The sequence below is a fragment of the Streptomyces sp. NBC_00271 genome (assembly GCF_036178845.1).
Lineage (GTDB): Bacteria > Actinomycetota > Actinomycetes > Streptomycetales > Streptomycetaceae > Streptomyces.
On the sequence record NZ_CP108070.1, the window covers coordinates 9139282 to 9157266 of the forward strand.

16 protein-coding genes and 1 pseudogene are annotated in these 17985 nt (G+C 69.8%); 14 read left to right on the top strand and 3 right to left on the bottom strand.

The features are described from left to right. The first annotated feature begins 200 nt into the window (after positions 1–200). From OG798_RS41415 to OG798_RS41465, 11 genes and pseudogenes are all read left to right on the top strand, one after another. A complete protein-coding gene (locus tag OG798_RS41415) occupies positions 201–614 on the top strand; it encodes a hypothetical protein (RefSeq protein WP_121414533.1) in 414 nt (137 codons plus the stop codon). A gap of 468 nt (positions 615–1082) precedes the next feature. Continuing rightward, a pseudogene (locus OG798_RS41420) lies at positions 1083–2315 on the top strand (IS110 family transposase). Between the two features lie 124 nt (positions 2316–2439). After that, on the top strand, positions 2440–3639 hold the full coding sequence (locus OG798_RS41425) for an IS110 family transposase (protein ID WP_328758677.1): 1200 nt from the start codon (positions 2440–2442) through the stop codon (positions 3637–3639). A 115-nt stretch (positions 3640–3754) separates the two neighbouring features. After that, on the top strand, positions 3755–5050 hold the full coding sequence (pcaDC, locus tag OG798_RS41430; RefSeq protein ID WP_328758678.1) for a bifunctional 3-oxoadipate enol-lactonase/4-carboxymuconolactone decarboxylase PcaDC: 1296 nt from the start codon (positions 3755–3757) through the stop codon (positions 5048–5050). 70 nt (positions 5051–5120) lie between these two features. After that, on the top strand, positions 5121–5756 hold the full coding sequence (locus OG798_RS41435) for an MBL fold metallo-hydrolase (protein ID WP_075029634.1): 636 nt from the start codon (positions 5121–5123) through the stop codon (positions 5754–5756). A gap of 259 nt (positions 5757–6015) precedes the next feature. After that, positions 6016–6795 (top strand): exodeoxyribonuclease III, encoded by a 780-nt coding sequence (locus tag OG798_RS41440; protein ID WP_054230385.1) that lies wholly within the window; start codon positions 6016–6018, stop codon positions 6793–6795. Positions 6796–6851: 56 nt separating this feature from the next. Beyond that, complete coding sequence (locus tag OG798_RS41445; RefSeq protein ID WP_095851743.1) at positions 6852–7292, top strand: DUF6278 family protein; 441 nt, start codon at positions 6852–6854, stop codon at positions 7290–7292. A 140-nt stretch (positions 7293–7432) separates the two neighbouring features. Further along, positions 7433–8176 carry an amino acid ABC transporter ATP-binding protein gene (locus OG798_RS41450; protein WP_095851742.1) on the top strand — a complete coding sequence of 248 codons (744 nt, stop codon included), beginning with the start codon at positions 7433–7435 and terminating at the stop codon, positions 8174–8176. A gap of 16 nt (positions 8177–8192) precedes the next feature. Then, complete coding sequence (locus OG798_RS41455; protein WP_121414531.1) at positions 8193–9110, top strand: glutamate ABC transporter substrate-binding protein; 918 nt, start codon at positions 8193–8195, stop codon at positions 9108–9110. An 11-nt stretch (positions 9111–9121) separates the two neighbouring features. Continuing rightward, on the top strand, positions 9122–9766 hold the full coding sequence (locus OG798_RS41460) for an amino acid ABC transporter permease (protein ID WP_095851740.1): 645 nt from the start codon (positions 9122–9124) through the stop codon (positions 9764–9766). Next, positions 9763–10650, top strand: coding sequence for an amino acid ABC transporter permease (locus tag OG798_RS41465; protein ID WP_095851739.1), 888 nt, complete (start codon positions 9763–9765; stop codon positions 10648–10650). The genes OG798_RS41460 and OG798_RS41465 overlap by 4 nt, the downstream gene beginning before the upstream one ends. A gap of 51 nt (positions 10651–10701) precedes the next feature. On the opposite strand, the gene OG798_RS41470 is transcribed toward OG798_RS41465, so the two are convergent. Together OG798_RS41470 and OG798_RS41475 are read right to left on the bottom strand one after the other, a co-directional pair. Further along, positions 10702–12270, bottom strand: a complete 1569-nt coding sequence (locus tag OG798_RS41470; protein WP_328758679.1) for a CocE/NonD family hydrolase — start codon at positions 12268–12270, stop codon at positions 10702–10704. Between the two features lie 135 nt (positions 12271–12405). Then, positions 12406–13164 (bottom strand): hypothetical protein, encoded by a 759-nt coding sequence (locus OG798_RS41475; RefSeq protein WP_328758680.1) that lies wholly within the window; start codon positions 13162–13164, stop codon positions 12406–12408. 104 nt (positions 13165–13268) lie between these two features. Here OG798_RS41475 and ggt point away from each other — a divergent pair, with 104 nt between their 5' ends. Further along, positions 13269–15080, top strand: coding sequence for a gamma-glutamyltransferase (ggt, locus tag OG798_RS41480; protein WP_328758681.1), 1812 nt, complete (start codon positions 13269–13271; stop codon positions 15078–15080). Positions 15081–15125: 45 nt separating this feature from the next. On the opposite strand, the gene map is transcribed toward ggt, so the two are convergent. After that, positions 15126–15893 (bottom strand): type I methionyl aminopeptidase, encoded by a 768-nt coding sequence (gene map, locus OG798_RS41485; protein ID WP_328758682.1) that lies wholly within the window; start codon positions 15891–15893, stop codon positions 15126–15128. Positions 15894–15925: 32 nt separating this feature from the next. On the opposite strand from map, the gene OG798_RS41490 reads away from it, so the two are divergent. Further along, a complete protein-coding gene (locus OG798_RS41490; protein WP_121414528.1) occupies positions 15926–16198 on the top strand; it encodes a helix-turn-helix domain-containing protein in 273 nt (90 codons plus the stop codon). Positions 16199–16254: 56 nt separating this feature from the next. Then, a complete protein-coding gene (locus OG798_RS41495; protein WP_328758683.1) occupies positions 16255–17886 on the top strand; it encodes a hypothetical protein in 1632 nt (543 codons plus the stop codon). Positions 17887–17985: the final 99 nt, after the last annotated feature.

Genomic DNA, 17985 nt, shown 5'->3' on the forward strand with positions numbered 1-17985 from the left:
GTGCCCCACAGCCTTGCGCAGGGCGACGTACCGTCGAGGACGAACGGGCGCAGTCGGCACGGCTCTTCGAGGAGTACGTCCATGAGCGTGGAACAAGAGGCGAGCAGTCCAGACCGCATTCCGAGGATCTCGCGGCCCGAGCTGAACAAGCTCGCCCGCCGGCTCCTCCTTGCCGCCCAGCAGGCAGATAGGCCTGGTCGATGCTCCAGTACGCTCTGGGCGCGTCCCCGCTGAAGGTGGGGAGCGACTTCACCAAGGTCATGGGTGAGGCGGTGCGCGAGTCCAATGCCATGGAATTGAAGTCCGGCATTGCCCAGTTGGCGGTCCTGGTCCACCCGGACCCCGTGTTCTCCCTCACCGACCTGGATCACGTGGAGTCGGGGCTGCGGGGCCTCCTCGCGCGGTCGCCGGAACCGCAGGCGCCCCCGCCCCCGCGCCGTCGGAGTGGTCGGGCAGCCTCTCGTCGGCGAAGGGTGCTCGCTTCAGGGGCTCCCCTCGAACCCGAGCCGATCGAGGACCGTGCCGTCCCGCCCCATGACGTCGGCGGACCGGCCATCGGCGAACCGGAGATCCGCGGCTCCCAACTCCCGGGCCCGGGCTCGTGGAGCTGGTGATGACATCAGGAAACCGGAAGCAACGCGAATTCCCCCTGTGCGCATAGAGAGTGGTGGGTGAAATTGAGCCGACAATGTCCCAGGAACTCGTTGCGGCGTATCTCAAGGGCCCGGTCGTGGTCGCCCTGTACATCGATTTCGCCGACGTGGTCCGCCAGCCCCTGAAAGTGGCCATCTCCGGGCTGCTCGCCTGCCGGGAGAATGTGCCGCTGGGGCAGGCTCCCTCGGTGCGATCCCGCCGCACATCGAGTAGGGGCGAACCGCCGGTGCTCGCACGCCAGCGGCCAGGACCGCGTAGAGCACCCACCTCGTGGAGGAGCTGGGGAAGCCGGCGGGGAACTCGCGCAGCAGTTACAGGACTTGTGGCCGCCGTTTACCAAGACGAGGGTTCGAGGCCGCCCGTGCGATGGCCGGTGAGGGGCCGCTGGTAGGGCGGGCCACTGGGCTGTCCGTCAATGCCGGTCACGGGTGGACGAGGAGTCAACTTATCGTTATCCCGTCCAGAGCAGGTTCGTCGTCTTGGGCGTGGGCACGCACGGCGAGGTTCATGTTGCCGCAGTGGTCTGCCCACTGGGCCAGATCCTGGGCACCAAGTCCTTTCCGGTCACGGCGGTCGGCTACCGTCGGCTGCTCGCCTGGGCCCGCAAGTTACCGGTAGTTCGTTAAATCCGGAGGTAGAGGTCACCACCGGACACGGCATTGACCTCTACCTCCGGATTTAACGAACTACCGGTAGGCATGGTGCGGCGGGCCGGGGTGGAGGGCACCGGTACCTTCGGCGCGGGTCTGTCGCGGTACCTGCTGGCGCAGCATGTCGCGGTGTTCGAGGTGAACCGGCCCGACCGCTCGGCCCGCCGGCTGCTCGGGAAGTCAGACTCGCTCGACGCACAGGCCGCCGCGCGGGCGGTGCTCAGCGGTCGCGCCCAGGCGCGGGCGAAGACTGGCGACGGTCCGGTGCAGAGTGCTCGGATGTTCAAGCTCGCCAAGGATTCCGCGGTCAAGGCCCGCACTCAGGCGATCAACCAGCTCAAGGCCGTTCTGGTCGTAGCCGACCCGGTCCTGCGGGAACGGCTGTCTGGCCTGGGCAACCGCGAACTGTTCCGCACCTGCGCACGCCTCAGTCCGCGCGAGGGCGAGGCCGGCGGGAGCGATGAAGACCCTGTAGCCGAGGCCACTCTCATGACGCTGAGCATGCTGGCTCAGCGCATCGAGCAGCTCACCGGGCAGATCGATGAGCTGAATCAGCGACTGACCGGGCTCGTTGAACGCCATGCCCGGCAGCTGCTCGCGCAGGTGGGTATCGGCCCGGACTCCGCTGTCACGCTCCTGATCGCCATGGGCGACAATCCCGAGCGGCTGGGCAGCGAGGCGTCTTTCGCCGCTCTGTGCGGAGTCAGCCCCATCGAATACTCCTCGGGCGGCCGGAGCTCGCGCCGGCTCAACCATGGTGGCGACCGGCAGGCGAATGCCGCTCTGCACCGCATCGTGTTCACCCGCCTGCGGGTCGACCCGCGTACCCAGGACTACTACGAGCGCCGCATCAAGGAGGGCAAGACCCGTCGTGAGATCATCCGTTGCCTCATTGGGGAAGTATTGATGGTGCGGCCCAATCCACGGGTCGTGACTCCCTCGGTGGGTGTTGGGGGACGGCCTCGTTGCCGTGCCGCGCTCGACGGCCAGTTTGAGTTTTGCCGCCCCTGACACACCGGGGCCCCAGACCGGCGTCAAGGACATGCCCGACCGAGGGCCGAACAATGAGGAACCGGCAGCTGGGTCTCGCCACCTGCGGAGTCAACCGCCAACTCCGACAGAAGGGCTGGGATTGATGTTCGTCGGATGGGACTGGGCCAGCGCCAGCCATGACGTGACCGTCATTGAGGACCGCGGCATCGTGATCGACCATTGGGCCTTCCAGCACAGCGAAGACGACTTTGAGACTGCTTTGGCCCGGCTGGCCAGCCACGGCACCCCGGCCGTACTGCCCGTCATCATCGAACGTTCCAGTGGGCTGGTCGTCGACCGCTTGCTCGAGGCCGGACACCCGGTCGTCCCCGTGCACCCCACCGCCTTCCACGCCGCCCGGCCTCGATGGGGCGCCTCCGGCGCCAAGTCCGATCCTGGTGACAGCTACAAACTCGCCGACTACCTGCGAACCGACGGCCACCGCCTGCGCCGCCTCGTGCCTGTCGACAGCGGCCTGCGAGAATTCCAAGCCCTCGTGCGCCTGCGCGACGACCACGTTCGCGCACGCACGGCCGCCGGCAACCAGCTCGGCGCCCTGCTCGAACAGCACTGGCCTGGGCCCAGGAACCTGTTCTGCTCGCTCGTCTCCGACATCGCCCTGAACTTCCTGACCGACTACCCCACCCCGCAGGCGGCCGCCCGACTCGGCGAAGCCCGCATGGCCGCCTTCTGCAAGCGCCATGCCTACCGCGGCGGCAAACCGGCATCCGCACTGCTGGCCCGGCTCCGCTCCGCTCCCGTCGCCCCGGTCAGCCTCCCCACGCCCGTCCTCACCGCGCTCATCACGGCACAAGTCCAGCTCCTGCGCAGTCTGCAGGCCACCATCACCCAGCTCGAGACGACCATCAAGAAGTGTCTCGCCAGGCACCCGCGCGCCGTCCTCCTCGCCCGGTTGCCTGGCGTGGGCACCATCAACCTCGCGCAGCTGCTTGCCGAGGTCGGCCCGATCCTCGACCGCGTCGAGTCCGCCGAACAGGCCGCCGCCGAGTGCGGAGCCGCACCGGTGACCAAGGCATCCGGGAAGGCACATGGCGTCTACTTCCGATGGGCCGCCAACACACGTGCCCGCAAGGCCGTCACCGCCTTCGCTCACAACTCCCGCATGCAATCACCCTGGGCCGCCGCCCTCTACGCAAACGCCCGCGCACGCGGGAAACGCAACCCGCACGCCACCCGCATCGTCGCCCGCGCGTGGCTCCGCGTCATATGGGCCTGCTGGCACAACGCCACCCCCTACGACCCTGACAACCACCCCGCCACCCAACGCCTCAAAGCCAGCTGACTTGACTCAGAGGACTCAAACGCTACGCGGCCCGCGAGGTCTTCCACCTGGTCAAACAGCTACAGCCAGGACCCCGCTCATAGGGGCAGTCGTGACAGATGAGAGGCTCAGGCGGGTGAGTGAGACACCGATGAACACCCTGCAATACCGCTTTGACGGGCCAGAAGACGCCCCTGTCCTGATCCTCGGTCCCTCACTGGGTACCACCTGGCACATGTGGGACCGGCAGATACCGGAGCTGTCCAAGAACTGGCGGATCTTCCGGTTCGACCTGCCGGGCCACGGCGGCGCCCCCGCCTACCCGGCGGGTTCCGTGACCGAACTCGCGGGGCGGCTGCTCGCCACCCTCGACGGGCTCGGCGTGCAGCGCTTCGGTTACGCGGGCTGCGCGTTCAGCGGGGCCATCGGTATCGAGCTGGCCCTGCGTCACCCGGAGCGGATCGCCTCGCTCGCCGTGATCGCCGCCTCACCCCGCTTCGGATCGGCCGACGAGTTCCGGCAGCGCGGGGTGATCGTGCGCAGCAACGGTCTCGACCCGATCGCGCGATCCTCGCCCGAGCGCTGGTTCACGACCGGTTTCGTCGCTGCGCAGCCCGCGATCACCGAGTGGGCCGTGCAGATGGTGCGCACCACCGACCCCGGCTGCTACATCGCCGCCTGCGAGGCGCTCGCCGCGTTCGACGTACGTGTCGAACTGGGCCGCATCGGCGTCCCCACCCTCGTCCTCGTCGGCTCCGACGACCAGGTCACCGGACCCGCCGAGGCCCGCACGCTGGTCGCCGGAATACCGGACGCCCGCCTCGCCGTCGTACCCGGCGCCTCGCACCTGGTGCCCGTGGAGCAGCCGGCCGCGGTCACCGACCTGCTGATACGGCACTTCTCCACCGCCTGGCAGCCCGCCTACGACTCGACCACGGGCCAGATGGCCATCCCGGCGGCCCCGGTCAAGCCGGTGCTCGCGGCACCCCCGCCGGTCGGCCCCGTCGCCGAGATCGCCCCGCCCGTCGTCCAGCCCGCGGGCCTGGGCAGGCCCGATCCCTACGACGCCGGGATCAAGGTGCGCCGCGAGGTGCTGGGCGACGCGCATGTGGACCGGGCGCTGGCCTCGGCGGACGAGTTCTCCGGGGACTTCCAGGAGTTCATCACGCGCTACGCGTGGGGCGAGATCTGGGACCGGCCGGGCCTCGACCGGCGTTCGCGCAGCTGTGTCACGCTCACCGCGCTGGTGGCGGGCGGTCACCTCGACGAGCTGGCCTTCCACACCCGAGCCGCCCTCCGCAACGGCCTCACCCCGGACGAGATCAAGGAGGTGCTGCTCCAGGCGGCCGTCTACTGCGGTGTCCCGGCCGCCAACAGCGCCTTCAAGGTGGCGCAGCAGGTCATCCGGGAGGAGACCACCCCCCAGGAGTGATCTTGAGCCTGGTAGTGGGAGCACCTGTCTCGACAGCCCTCCGTGGCACCGGGAGGGGGAGGATGGACCCATGAAGCTCACGAAGAAGTCGCATGCCTGCATCCGTCTCGAGAAGGACGGGCGTGTGCTCGTCATCGACCCGGGGACCTTCACCGAGGAGGACGCGGCCGTCGGCGCGGAAGCGATCCTGGTCACGCACGAGCACCTCGACCACTTCAACGAGGACCGGCTGCGGGCCGGCCTGGAGTCCAACCCGGCGGCCGAGATCTGGACCCTGAAGTCGGTCGCGGAGAAGATCTCCGCGGCCTTCCCGGGCCGTGTGCACACCGTCGGTCACGGCGACACGTTCACCGCCGCAGGCTTCGACGTCCAGGTGCACGGCGAACTGCACGCCGTGATCCACCCGGACATCCCGCGCATCACGAACGTCGGCTATCTCATCGACGGCGGCCGCGTCTTCCACCCGGGCGACGCCCTCACCGTTCCCGAGCAGCCGGTCGAGACGCTGATGCTCCCGGTCATGGCCCCGTGGAACAAGATCGCCGAGGTCATCGACTACGTCCGCGAGGTGAAGCCGCAGCGCGCGTACGACATCCACGACGCGCTCCTGACGGACCTCGCGCGCCCGATCTACGACCACCAGATCGGCTCCCTGGGCGGCTCCGAGCACCTGCGGCTCGCGCCGGGGGCGTCGGCGGAGGTCTAGGGCCTGTCCGGCGGATCATGCCGGAGACGCGGGGTCTGGCACGCCCATCTGCGGCGTTGTCGTCGGTTGCCGACGCTCCGCGTCGACGCCCTCCTCCGCCTTGCAGCTGCACGCACCAGACCCCGCTCACCTGCACTTATGAGGCGCCGTTACTTTCCTCCGACCTGATCCGCCGGACAGGCCCTAGCACCACCCGAGAGCAGGGGCGCCGGGCGGGCGCGGCGACCCGTTGTCGTACCCGCCCGGTAGGTTGTGAGGCATGCGCATCGCGACCTGGAACGTGAACTCGATCACCGCTCGCCTCCCGAGGCTGCTGGCCTGGCTGGAGAGCAGCGGCACGGACGTGCTGTGCCTCCAGGAGGCCAAGGTCGCCGCCGAGCAGTTCCCCGTCGACGAGCTGCGCGAGCTGGGCTACGAGGCGGCGGTCCACGCGACCGGGCGGTGGAACGGCGTGGCGGTGCTCTCCCGCGTCGGCCTGGAGGACGTGGTCAAGGGGCTGCCCGGTGACCCCGGTTACGAGGGCGTGGAGGAGCCCCGGGCCGTCTCCGCGACCTGCGGCCCGGTCCGCGTCTGGTCGGTGTACGTGCCGAACGGACGCGAGGTGGACCACCCCCACTACGCCTACAAGATCCAGTGGTTCGAGGCACTCAAGGCCGCGGTCGCGGGCGACGCGGCGGGCAGCCGTCCCTTCGCCGTGCTGGGTGACTACAACGTGGCGCCGACGGACGACGACGTCTGGGACATCTCCCTCTTCGAGGGGGCCACCCACGTCACCCCGGCCGAGCGGGCGGCCCTCGCCGCGCTGCGCGAGTCGGGCCTGTCGGACGTGGTCCCGCGGCCCCTGAAGTACGACCACCCGTTCACGTACTGGGACTACCGTCAGCTCGGCTTCCCCAAGAACCGCGGCATGCGCATCGACCTGGTCTACGGCAACGAGCCGTTCGCCAAGGCGGTCACCGACTCCTATGTGGACCGCGAGGAGCGCAAGGGCAAGGGCGCGTCGGACCATGCGCCGGTCGTGGTGGACCTCGACGTGTGAGTGCCCCCGGGGCGCGCCTGTGGTGCGACCTGGAGTGCGAATGTCACGCTGGGCGTATGAACATCCCTTTCCTGGGCACCTGGCGCAAGAAGCACGGTCCCGCCTTCGGCGTCGCGGTGTTCTCCGACGGTGATCACGACTCCGACGGCGTCGCCGAACTCCTCTCCGAGTGCGAGCTGCTGCGCTCGCAGGCCCATCAGGCGGGCGTCGAACTCGACGACTCCGTCGCCTCGTTGGAAGCGCTGGACCAGCTGCTGCCGCGCTGGCGCGACGACGAGGAGAGCCTGCCATGGCTCGGCAACGACGCGGGGCTCTATCTCGGCTCGGTCATCGTGCGCACGGTGCCGGGCGCCCGCTGGGAGGTCTGGCCCAACGGCCACCCGGCGGTGCGGCTGGCCTCCGGCCGGGAGATCGATGTCGTCGCCGCCGGCCACACCTGGGCGTCCAGCGGCGCCCCCGAACTCTCTCAGTTGTACGCCGAGGTGGCGGAGGGGTAGCCCGTCCCGCCGTGACGGCGTAAACCTGAAACTTCATAAATACGGCTAATGCCCGAAAAGTGCGTGTCGCGTATGGGGGGTCACCCTGCCCGGATAGTTTGCGGCTTCTGCGACACAGCTGAGAGTGGGTAGGGCCGGGCATGGCTGTCGATCCTCTGATCGAACTGCAGGACGTGAACAAGCACTTCGGCGAGTTGCATGTCCTCCAGGACATCAACCTCACCGTCGGCAAGGGGGAGGTGGTCGTGGTCATCGGCCCCTCGGGGTCGGGCAAGTCAACCCTGTGCAGGGCGATCAACCGGCTGGAGACCATCGAGTCCGGCGCCATCAGGCTCGAAGGCCGGCCGCTGCCGGACGAGGGCAAGGCGCTCGCCAGGCTCCGCGCCGAGGTCGGGATGGTCTTCCAGTCCTTCAACCTCTTCGCCCACAAGACGATCCTGCAGAACGTCTCACTGGCCCAGATCAAGGTCCGTGGCCGCAAGAAGGAGGAGGCCGACCGGCGCTCCATGGAGCTCCTGGACCGCGTGGGCCTCGTCTCTCAGGCCTCGAAGTACCCGGCGCAGCTCTCCGGCGGCCAGCAGCAGCGCGTGGCCATCGCCCGCGCCCTCGCCATGGACCCCAAGGCCCTGCTGTTCGACGAGCCGACCTCGGCGCTCGACCCCGAGATGATCAACGAGGTCCTCGAAGTCATGCGGCAGCTCGCACGCGACGGCATGACCATGGTCGTCATCACCCACGAGATGGGTTTCGCACGCTCCGCGGCCAACCGCGTCGTGTTCATGGCCGACGGCCGCGTCGTCGAGGACCGCACCCCCGAGGAGTTCTTCACCAACCCGCGCAGCGACCGCGCCAAGGACTTCCTCTCCAAGATCCTCAAGCACTAGGCGGGGGAGTACGACCATGATCCGTACGACGCGTACGCGCCTCGTCGTGGCCGCCCTCGTGTGCATCGCGCTGCTGACGGCCGCCTGCGGCAAGGAGGGAAGTCCGCCGACCAAGGGACCGGCCCCCGGCAAACTGCCCCACTACCAGGTGGCGGAGGACTTCGAGCTCCCCTCCTCGCCCACCTGGGAGAGAGCCAGAAAGCGCGGCTACCTCAACATCGGCGTCAAGGAGGACCAGCCGTACCTGGGCGAGAAGGACCCGGCGAGCGGCATCTACTCCGGCTTCGACATCGAGATCGCCAGGATGATGTCGGCCTCGCTCGGCTTCGACCCGAGCACCATCCGTTTCAAGACGATCGCCTCGGCCAACCGCGAAACCGCCCTGCAGAACGGTCAGATCGACTTCTACGTCGGCACCTACACCATCAACGACAACCGCAAGAAGCTCGTGGGCTTCGCGGGCCCCTACTACATGGCCGGTCAGTCGCTGCTCGTACGCAAGGACGAGAAGGACATCCACGGCCCCCAGGACCTCGCCGGCAAACGCGTCTGCTCGGCGGCCGGTTCGACGCCGTACCAGCGCATCCAGACCGACTACCCGAGGGCGACGCTCGTCGCCTACGACACCTACTCGGTCTGCGTCGACAACCTGCTCACCTACCAGGTCGACGCCGTCACCACCGACGACGCGATCCTGATCGGCTACGCGGCGAAGGTGCCCGACGAACTCAAGGTCGTCGGCAAGCCGTTCTCGAAGGAGCCGTACGGCATCGGCGTGCCGCGCGACGACAACGCGCTGCGGTTCGCGCTCGACGATGCTTTGGAGGCCCGTGAGAAGAACGGCGACTGGAAGAGGGCGTACGAGGCGACGCTCGGGCTCTCCGGGGTGCCGGCGCCCACCCCGCCCGCCATCGACCGCTACCCGGCGAGCTGAGCGAGGCCGATGTGAACGTACTGATCGACAACTTCCACACCTTCACCCAGGGATTCCTCGGCACGGTCGAACTCACCGTCTACGCGAGCGTGCTGGCCCTCGTGCTCGGCTTCCTGATGGCGTCGTTCCGGGTCGCGCCGGTCGGCTCCCTGCGGGCCTTCGGCACGGTGTGGGTGACCGTGCTGCGCAACACCCCGCTCACCCTGCTGTTCTTCGCCGTGCTGCTCGGGCTGCCCCGGTTCGGACTCGTGCTGCCCTTCAAGGTGTTCGCGATCCTGGCGCTCGGCTGCTACACCTCCGCGTTCATCTGCGAGGCGCTGCGCTCGGGCATCAACACCGTGCCCAAGGGACAGGGCGAGGCGGCCCGCAGCCTCGGCATGACCTTCAGCCAGACGCTGTCCGTGGTCGTCCTGCCGCAGGCGTTCCGGTCCGTGATCCCGCCCATCGGTTCCACGCTCATCGCCCTCGCCAAGAACTCGGCGATCGCGGGGGCGTTCAGCGTCAACGAACTGCTCGGGACCTACAAGACGCTGAGCGAGCTCGGCTACAACATCGTCTGGACCTTCGTCTGGATCGCCGTCGGCTATCTGATCATCACCCTCACCATCAGCGCGATCTTCAACTACCTCGAACAGCGCTGGGGAGTCGCCCGATGACCACCGCCCCCGAATCCACCGCCCTGTACGACGTTCCCGGACCCAGGACCCGTCAACGGCACCGGCTCTACGCGGCCGTGTCCACCGCCCTGATCCTCGCTCTGGTCGGCTGGATCCTCTATCTCCTCTTCGACACCGACCAGTTCACCTACACGAAGTGGATGCCGTTCGAGTACAAGGGCATCCAGGAACTGCTGCTGCGGGGGCTGGGCAACACGCTGAAGGCCTTCGCGATGGCCGCGGTGCTCTCGCTGGCGCTGGGCACCGTGCTCGCGACGGGGCGCCTGTCCGACCACCGTCCGGTGCGCTGGGTCTCCGCGCTGGTCGTCGAGTTCTTCCGCGCCATGCCCGTACTGGTGATGATCTTCTTCATCTTCGTGGCGCTGAAGGTGCAGCCGCTGCCCGCGCTGGTCGCGGGGCTGACCCTCTACAACGGCTCGGTGCTCGCCGAGGTCTTCCGCTCCGGCGTCAACGCCGTCGAACGCGGCCAGCGGGAGGCCGCGTTCGCGCTCGGCATGCGCAAGACCCAGGTCATGACGTACGTCCTCGTCCCGCAGGCCGTGCGGGCCATGCTGCCCGCCATCATCAGCCAACTCGTGGTGGCCCTGAAGGACACCTCGCTCGGCTTTCTCATCACCTACGAGGAGTTTCTTCACGCCGGGAAACTGATCGCCTCGAACCTCGACTACGATTTGCCGTTCATCCCCGTGGTGATGGTGATCTCGCCGATCTACATCGGGATGTGCATGCTGCTCTCCTGGTTCGCCCAGTGGGTGTCCCGGCGGGAGCAGCGCAGTCCCAAGACCGAGGCCGTGCATGTGGCACCGGCCGAACCAGGGACGCTGCTGCCGGGTGGGGGTCCCCCCACAGCCCCGCGACTGTAGGGGGAGCAGCAGCTCACAGGGCCAGACCCGGCCGGCGCCAGCAGCCGGAGATCACTGCTCGCGCAGGGGAACGGACACGTAGGACGGGTCGTTCGCCGGTGAGGAGAAGGTCAGCTGCGCGCCGGACGGGTTGTGCTCGATGTAGAGCGGGTCGACCGTGTCGACGACCAGGGCGAGCCGATGCCCTGCCGGGACGTCGTAGGCCGTGGAGTACAGCTCCAGGTCGACGCCGAACGGCTCTCCGGGCGTCTGCCCGTGGAAGGTGTACGGCGCGTTGCTGACCAGCTTGCCGAGGCCGAGCGGGCCCACGTCGTAGAGGTAGGCGACGAGGGTGCCGCTCTCCTTGGTCGGAGTGAGCGTGGTGTGCAGCGTGGTGGTTCCGCGCACTCGCTGGACGCTCGCGTACCTCTCCGACTGCCAGACGGCCGCCCAGCGGCGCGGCAGCAGCGGGATCGACGCCATCGGGGGCACCTGGGCGATCTGGTCGAGGATGCTCGAGAGGAAGATGATCCCGCCGTCCGCGCCCGAGTCGACGTTGGTGTGGATCGTGGTGGTGCCCGCGAGGGCGATCTTCTTCCTGGTCGCGCCGACCGACTTCCAGTCGGGGTAGCCCTCGTAGGCGCCGGTGGTGCGGGGCTTGAGCTGGACGGGCTGCTCGCGGTCGATGCCGTTGTCGACGCCCCTGAGGTAGTGGTCGAACCAGCGGCCGGTGTCCGTCCACACGTCGTTGGGGAGCCCGAACAGACCGGTCACCTCGGCGGTGGCGTGGTCGCCGGGGCGGAACTCCAGGCGCTTGGGGCCGGTCAACTCCTCGTAGAACTTGGCGTACTGGTTGGGCGCGAAGATCGTGTCGCCCCAGCCGTTGGCCATGAAGACGGCCGCGCCGTTCTTGTTGAGCTGGTCGACATAGGTCTCGGGGGAACGTTTCTTCCCCCAGGCGATCATCTCCTGCTCCTTCGACAGGTTCGAGGCGAAGAAGTCCTTGAGGGTCTGCTGGAGTTCGGCGCTCGGGCGCCCGGTGATGGTCCCGGCGACGCCGAGCAGGGCGGTGGCCTGGGAGTGCTGGGTGCGGCTCGAGTAGATCGAGTCGATGAGGTCGGCCCAGCCGCTCATGGCGGAGACCGCCTTGATCCTCTTGTCGTGCGCGGCGGCGAGCAGACTGATCCCGGCGCCGTAGGAGACGCCCGCCATGCCGATCTTCTGGGCGTCGGCCGGGGTGTTCGCCAGCGCCCAGTCGATCACCTTGGAGGCGTCGGCCACGTCGGGCGGTCCCGCCACTTCTATCTCGCCGCCGGACTGCCAGAAGCCGCGCACGTTGTACGTGAGCACCACATAGCCGGAGTCGGCGAGCTTCTGGGCCTGTGCGAGGTACTCGACCTGGGGCAGGCCCCAGCTCGTCGGCATGACGAGGAGCGGGTACCTGCGGCTGCCGTCGGCGCCCGCGGGGGTGACGACATTGGCCTTGAGGACCGTGCCGCCGTCTCCGGCGATGTCGACGAAGCGGACAGGGGCCGAGGCCGCCTCGGCGGTGGGGGCGAGCCCGAGGGCGGTACCGGCGATCAGGGCTGCGGATACGGCACCGACGGCGGACGTGCGCAGGGCATGACGATGGTGTCCCACGGGCCACTCCTCACTCGTGTCAGTAGAATGTGACCCGACGGTAACCTCGCTGCTTTACCGGAAGTAACCCGTCGGTAAGTTACGCACGGGTAAAGATTGTTCGAGGACCGTGAAATCTATGAGGCGAGGTGAAATCTACGAGGCGCGGTGGGAGTTGCGGGCCGGGGCGGGTGTGGGCAGCGGGGTCTGGGCGGCCCGGGTCACATCCGCGACGAGCTCGACGACATCGGGCCCGTACGCGTGCGAGTTCACCACCTTCAGCAGCAGTACGAGGGAGTTGCCGCCGTGCTTGCGTGCCAGCCGTTCGTGGTTGCGGGCGAGATAGCGGGTCGCCGCCTGGTTGGTGATCGCGCGCTGCCCGCAGAAGAGGAAGACGGGCCGCGTCCCGCGCTCCTGTCCCGCGATCAGCCGGGCGAGGATCACGTACTCGCCCTTCCCCGGCTCCAGGAGGTAGCGCTCGCTGCCGATCTGGAAGGCGCCGCGGTCCGGGCCCGGTTCGGCGTCGGTGTTCACCTGGATACCCGGGAGCAGGCTGTGAAGATGCGCGGCCATGCGCCGATTCGACGACGGCCCGCCCACGCAGAACTCGGTCCGCTCCCCGAACCCCTGCTGCGCGGCGTCGTGCGCGACGACCTGGGCGTGCGCGCCGCAGTCCTTGATCAGCGCGGCGAGTTCGAGCAGCGCGAACACGTCGAAACGCATCACCGTGAGCTCCGGGCCGCCCGCCTCGCGGTTCACCACCAGGAGCGACTCGGAGTTGTCGGGCAGCCCGAAGAACGCCTGCTTGCGCCGGAGTCTGCGCTTCCAGAGGTAGGTGCGGGCGAGCCAGCCGAGCGCGGCGCTGATGGCGGCGGCGACCACGCCGAGGACGATGTTGCGCACGTCGTCATTCATGGGCGCGCATGGTATCGGGAGTGCGGACCGGTGTTCGAGGGGGTCCTGACGGGAGGGGCGCGGTGAAGTTACGCTGCGCGGACGGCTGTTGACTGGAGGTACGGATGCGTCGCCCTGTTGCGCGGAATCTGGCGGTCTTGGCGGTTTCGGCCGCGGTGGTGTCGGTCGGCGCGGCGGCACCACCTGCCGCCGGGACGGCTTCCTCCCCTGCCACCCCGGCGAAGGTGCCGGTCGCCGTCGGCTACGGCGGTGCCGTGGCCAGCGTCGACGCCGACGCCTCCGCCGCCGGGATCGAGGTCCTGAAGAAGGGCGGCAACGCGGTGGACGCGGCGGTCGCCACCGCGGCGGCCCTGGGCGTCACCGAGCCGTACTCCTCCGGCGTCGGCGGGGGCGGCTACTTCGTCTACTACGACGCCAAGTCCCGTACGGTGCATACGATCGACGGCCGTGAGACCGCGCCGCTGTCCGCCGACTCGGGGCTCTTCCTGGAGAACGGCCGGCCGCTCGCCTTCGCGGACGCCGTCACCAGCGGGCTGAGCGTGGGCACGCCGGGCACGCCGGCGACCTGGCAGACGGCTCTGGACAGCTGGGGCAGCAAGCGGCTCGGGAGCGTCCTGAAGCCCGCGGAGCGGATCGCGCGCGACGGGTTCACGGTCGACGCGACCTTCCGCTCGCAGACCGAGTCCAACCAGGCGCGCTTCAAGAACTTCCCCGACACCGCGAAGCTGTTCCTGCCCGGCGGCTCGCTCCCCGTGGTCGGATCGATCTTCACCAACCCCGATCTCGCCAAAACGTACGAGGAGTTGGGCAAGAAGGGCGTCGGCGCGATCTACCACGGCGACCTCGGCAAGGACATCGTCGCCACCGTGAACAAGCCCCCGGTGGACCCGGCTTCGGGCTACGACGCCCGCCCGGGCAAGCTGTCGTCGAAGGACCTGGCGGCCTACCGGGCGAAGCGGCAGGCGCCGACGGAGACGTCGTACCGCGGCCGGAAGGTCTACTCGATCGCCCCGTCCTCCTCCGGTGGCACCACGGTCGGCGAGGCCCTCAACATCCTGGAGAAGACGGACCTTTCGAAGGCGAGCGAGGTCCAGTACCTGCACCGCTACATCGAGGCCAGCCGGATCGCGTTCGCGGACCGGGGGCGCTGGGTGGGCGACCCCGCCTTCGAGGACGTCCCCACGAAGGAACTCCTCTCGCAGAAGTACGCCGATTCGCGCGCCTGCCTGATCAAGGACGACGCGGTCCTGACGAGCCCGCTCGCACCGGGCGACCCGCGCAGTCCGGCGGCCTGCTCCACCGGGGGAACGGCCGCCCCGACGACGTACGAGGGCGAGAACACCACCCATCTCACGGTGGCCGACAAGTGGGGCAACGTCGTCTCGTACACCCTCACCATCGAGCAGACCGGCGGCAGCGGGATCACCGTCCCGGGGCGCGGATTCCTCCTCAACAACGAGCTGACGGACTTCTCCTTCACCCCGGCCAACCCTGCCGTCCACGACCCGAACCTGCCCGGCCCCAATAAGCGTCCGCGCTCGTCGATCTCCCCGACGATCGTCCTGGACCGGCACAACCAGCCCGTGGTGGCGCTCGGTTCGCCCGGCGGCGCGACCATCATCACCACCGTCCTGCAGACCCTGACGGAGTTCCTGGACCGGGGGCTGCCGCTGGTGGACGCCATCGCCGCCCCGCGCGCCAGCCAGCGCAACGCGGCCCAGACCGAGCTCGAACCCGGCCTGTACGACAGTGCCCTGCGGACCCAGCTCGAAGCCCTCGGGCACTCCTTCAAGCTCAACCCCGAGATCGGCGCCGCGACGGGCGTCCAGCGCCTCCCGAGCGGCCAGTGGCTGGCGGCCGCCGAGAAGGTACGGCGCGGTGGCGGCTCGGCGATGGTGGTGCGACCGGCGTCGTAGCGAGCGGCGCCCTCGCGCCCGTCGACGTCGGCGCGCCGGTGGCGATCAGCGCGCCGTGAGGATGCGTGGGCCCGTCCGGGTGATGGCCACCGTGTGTTCCGCGTGGGCCGCGCGGGAGCCGTCGTCGGTGCGCAGCGTCCAGCCGTCGGGGGCCGCGTGGAAGCCGTCGGTGCCGCCGCCGATGAGCATGGGCTCGATCGCGAGCACCATGCCGTGGCGCAGGGGGAGGCCGCGGCCCGGGCGGCCCTCGTTCGGGACGGACGGGTCCTCGTGCATGCGGCGGCCCACGCCGTGGCCTCCGAAGCCGTCCGGGATGCCGTACCCCGCCGCGCGGCACACCGTGCCGACGGCGTGCGCGATGTCCCCGATCCGGTTGCCGACGACCGCCGCCTCGATGCCCGCCGCGAGGGCCCGCTCGGCGGTCTCCACGAGCCGCGCGTCGGCCACGCGCGGCTCGCCCGCGATGAAGCTGATCGCCGAGTCGCCGACCCAGCCGCCCAGTTCGGCCCCGAAGTCGATGGAGACCAGGTCGCCGTCCCGCAGCCGGTAACCGGTCGGGATGCCGTGCACGATCGCGTCGTTCACCGAGGCACAGATGACCGCGGGGAAGGGGGTGGGCGCGAACGAGGGCCGGTAGCCGAGGAAGGGGGAGCCGGCGCCCGCGTCGCGCAGCACCTGGTGGGCGACCTCGTCCAGCTCCAGCAACGAGACCCCCACGTCCGCCACCTTGCGCACCGCCGTGAGCGCCCGGCCCACGACCTGGCCCGCTTCGTACATCTCGTCGATCGACGTGTCCGTCTTGAGTTCCACCATGCCAATTACTATACCGGTATTAGAATGGGGGCATGGTGCGTAACCCCCTGACCCCCGAAGAGCGCGAACGCGGCGAGCGGCTCGGGCAGTTGCTGCGCGAGGCGCGCGGTAGCCGCAGCATGGTGGAGGTCGCGGCGACCGCCGGGATCTCGGCCGAGACCCTACGCAAGATCGAGACCGGACGGGCCCCCACCCCCGCCTTCTTCACCGTGGCGGCGCTGGCGCGTGCGCTCGGACTGTCCATGGATGACATCGATCACAGGACTCTGCGGCCAGTCCGAAAACTCCCTGTAGCCGTTCCGTAACACGAAGGGTGTTTTCTACCGGACCGGAGTACTCCAGTCGGGCGGGGAGTCGTGTGATGGCTGTGGAACAACTCCCGGGTCAAGTGCGGGAGTTCGCGAGTTACCTGAGCGGGCTGATGAAACGCCTCGATCAGGACGGCGGCTGGTGCGCAGTGTTCTGGCAGCGCGACCCCGACGGCATGCGGGCCTGCCTGGACGGCTGGGAAGTGCCCCCGTGGGACGTCGTGGAGGCGCTCCTCCAGGACCTCGCCGCGGAGCAGGGCCCCCAGGCCGCGGCCCAGGAGGCCCAGCGCGCCCGTGCCCTGCACAGCGCCTCGCTCACCGCCTACGACGGCCGGCCCGGCGGCCGGGACGCCCTCGGTGACCGTCTCGACGTCATGCTCCGCGAACAGCGCTACGCCGCGGAACGTCAGGCCGAACTGAGCCGGCAGCTGCACGCGGCCACCACCCAGGAGGAGGCCGATATCGTCCGGGTCGACCTCGCCTGGGCCCACGACGACCACGAACGGGCCACCGCCCGATGTGTCGAACTCCGCCATCGGATGGAGAACCTGGACCGCCGCGCCCTGCGTACCCACGTATCGGGCGCGTTCGACTTTTCGGCGGGCGCGGGCGGGGGCGTCGTCCGGGTCGCGGAGCCGGCCGACCAGCGCGCGCTCGAGACGCGGCCCGGCGCGCCGGGGACGGCGGTGACCGACCACTCCGGGCCCGGCTCCCTCCCCGCCCCCGCTCCCACGGCGCCGCGCGACCCGGCGACCCCCGGTTCCGGGCCGTACGACCCGGCGGCTGCCCGTGCCGCCCGAAGCGACTCGGCGGCCGCCCGTATCGGCCCCTACGACCAGGCCGGTATCAGTACCGGCGCTACTTCCAGTGCCAGTGCCAGTACCACTCCCAACCTGGGCGCCACCCCCAGCCCGGTCCCCGCCCCCACTCCGAGCGCCGCCCCCGTCCCCAAGCAGCGCTCCAAGCGGCGCCCCCGCGGCAGTGCCCGCTTCGCCGGGATGATGGAGGCCGAGGCGGCCCCCGTGGCCGTCCCGGAGACGGCGGGGCCGCCCGTGTCCGCCCCGGCCGCGCCGAGCGGCCGTAGCCCCCGTGGAGCCCGTTTCGCGGGTGCCGCCGAGCCGCCGCCCGCGCAGCCGCGCGCCGAGGCGTTGGACGAGGACGCGCGGCGGGTCACCGCCGAGACCGTCCAGACCCTGACCCGGCTGCGCCGCGAGGGCCGCAGCGGCGAGGCGCACGCCGTGCTCGTGGAGGCCGCCTACTGGCCCGCCGCCCGCTTCCCGCTGCTCGCCGCCGAACTGCACCGGGCGGGCCTCGACGCGGACTGGGCCACCCTGCTGTGGGAGGCCGGCTCGCTCCCCGCGGACCGGCTGGTCGGCGCCGCGGACGCGCTCGTCGCGGCGGGCCGCAGCGCCGACGGCCGGCAGATGCTGCGCCAGGGCGTCGCCCGCCCCGCTCCCGAGATCGGGACCGCCGTGCTGAGCCTGGCCGACGAGGGGCGGCAGCGCGAGATCCGGGCGCTGCTCGACGCGTACGTCCGCGTCCGCACTCCAGAGGAGGCGGCCCGCAGCGCGGAGGCGGACCCGGGACGCCTCGTGCCGCTGCTGCTGGCAGCCGCCAAGGGCGTCTCGGAAGAGCGCCACTGGGACCTGGTGCACGCGCTGAGGGTGGCCGGTTTCACCGCCTGAGCCATCAGGGAAGGCATTCCTGAGCCCGCCGAAGGTCCGTCGAGCCGTCGCCCACCGGATCGACCGCTCACCCACAGGGGTGCGAAACGTGATCGACTC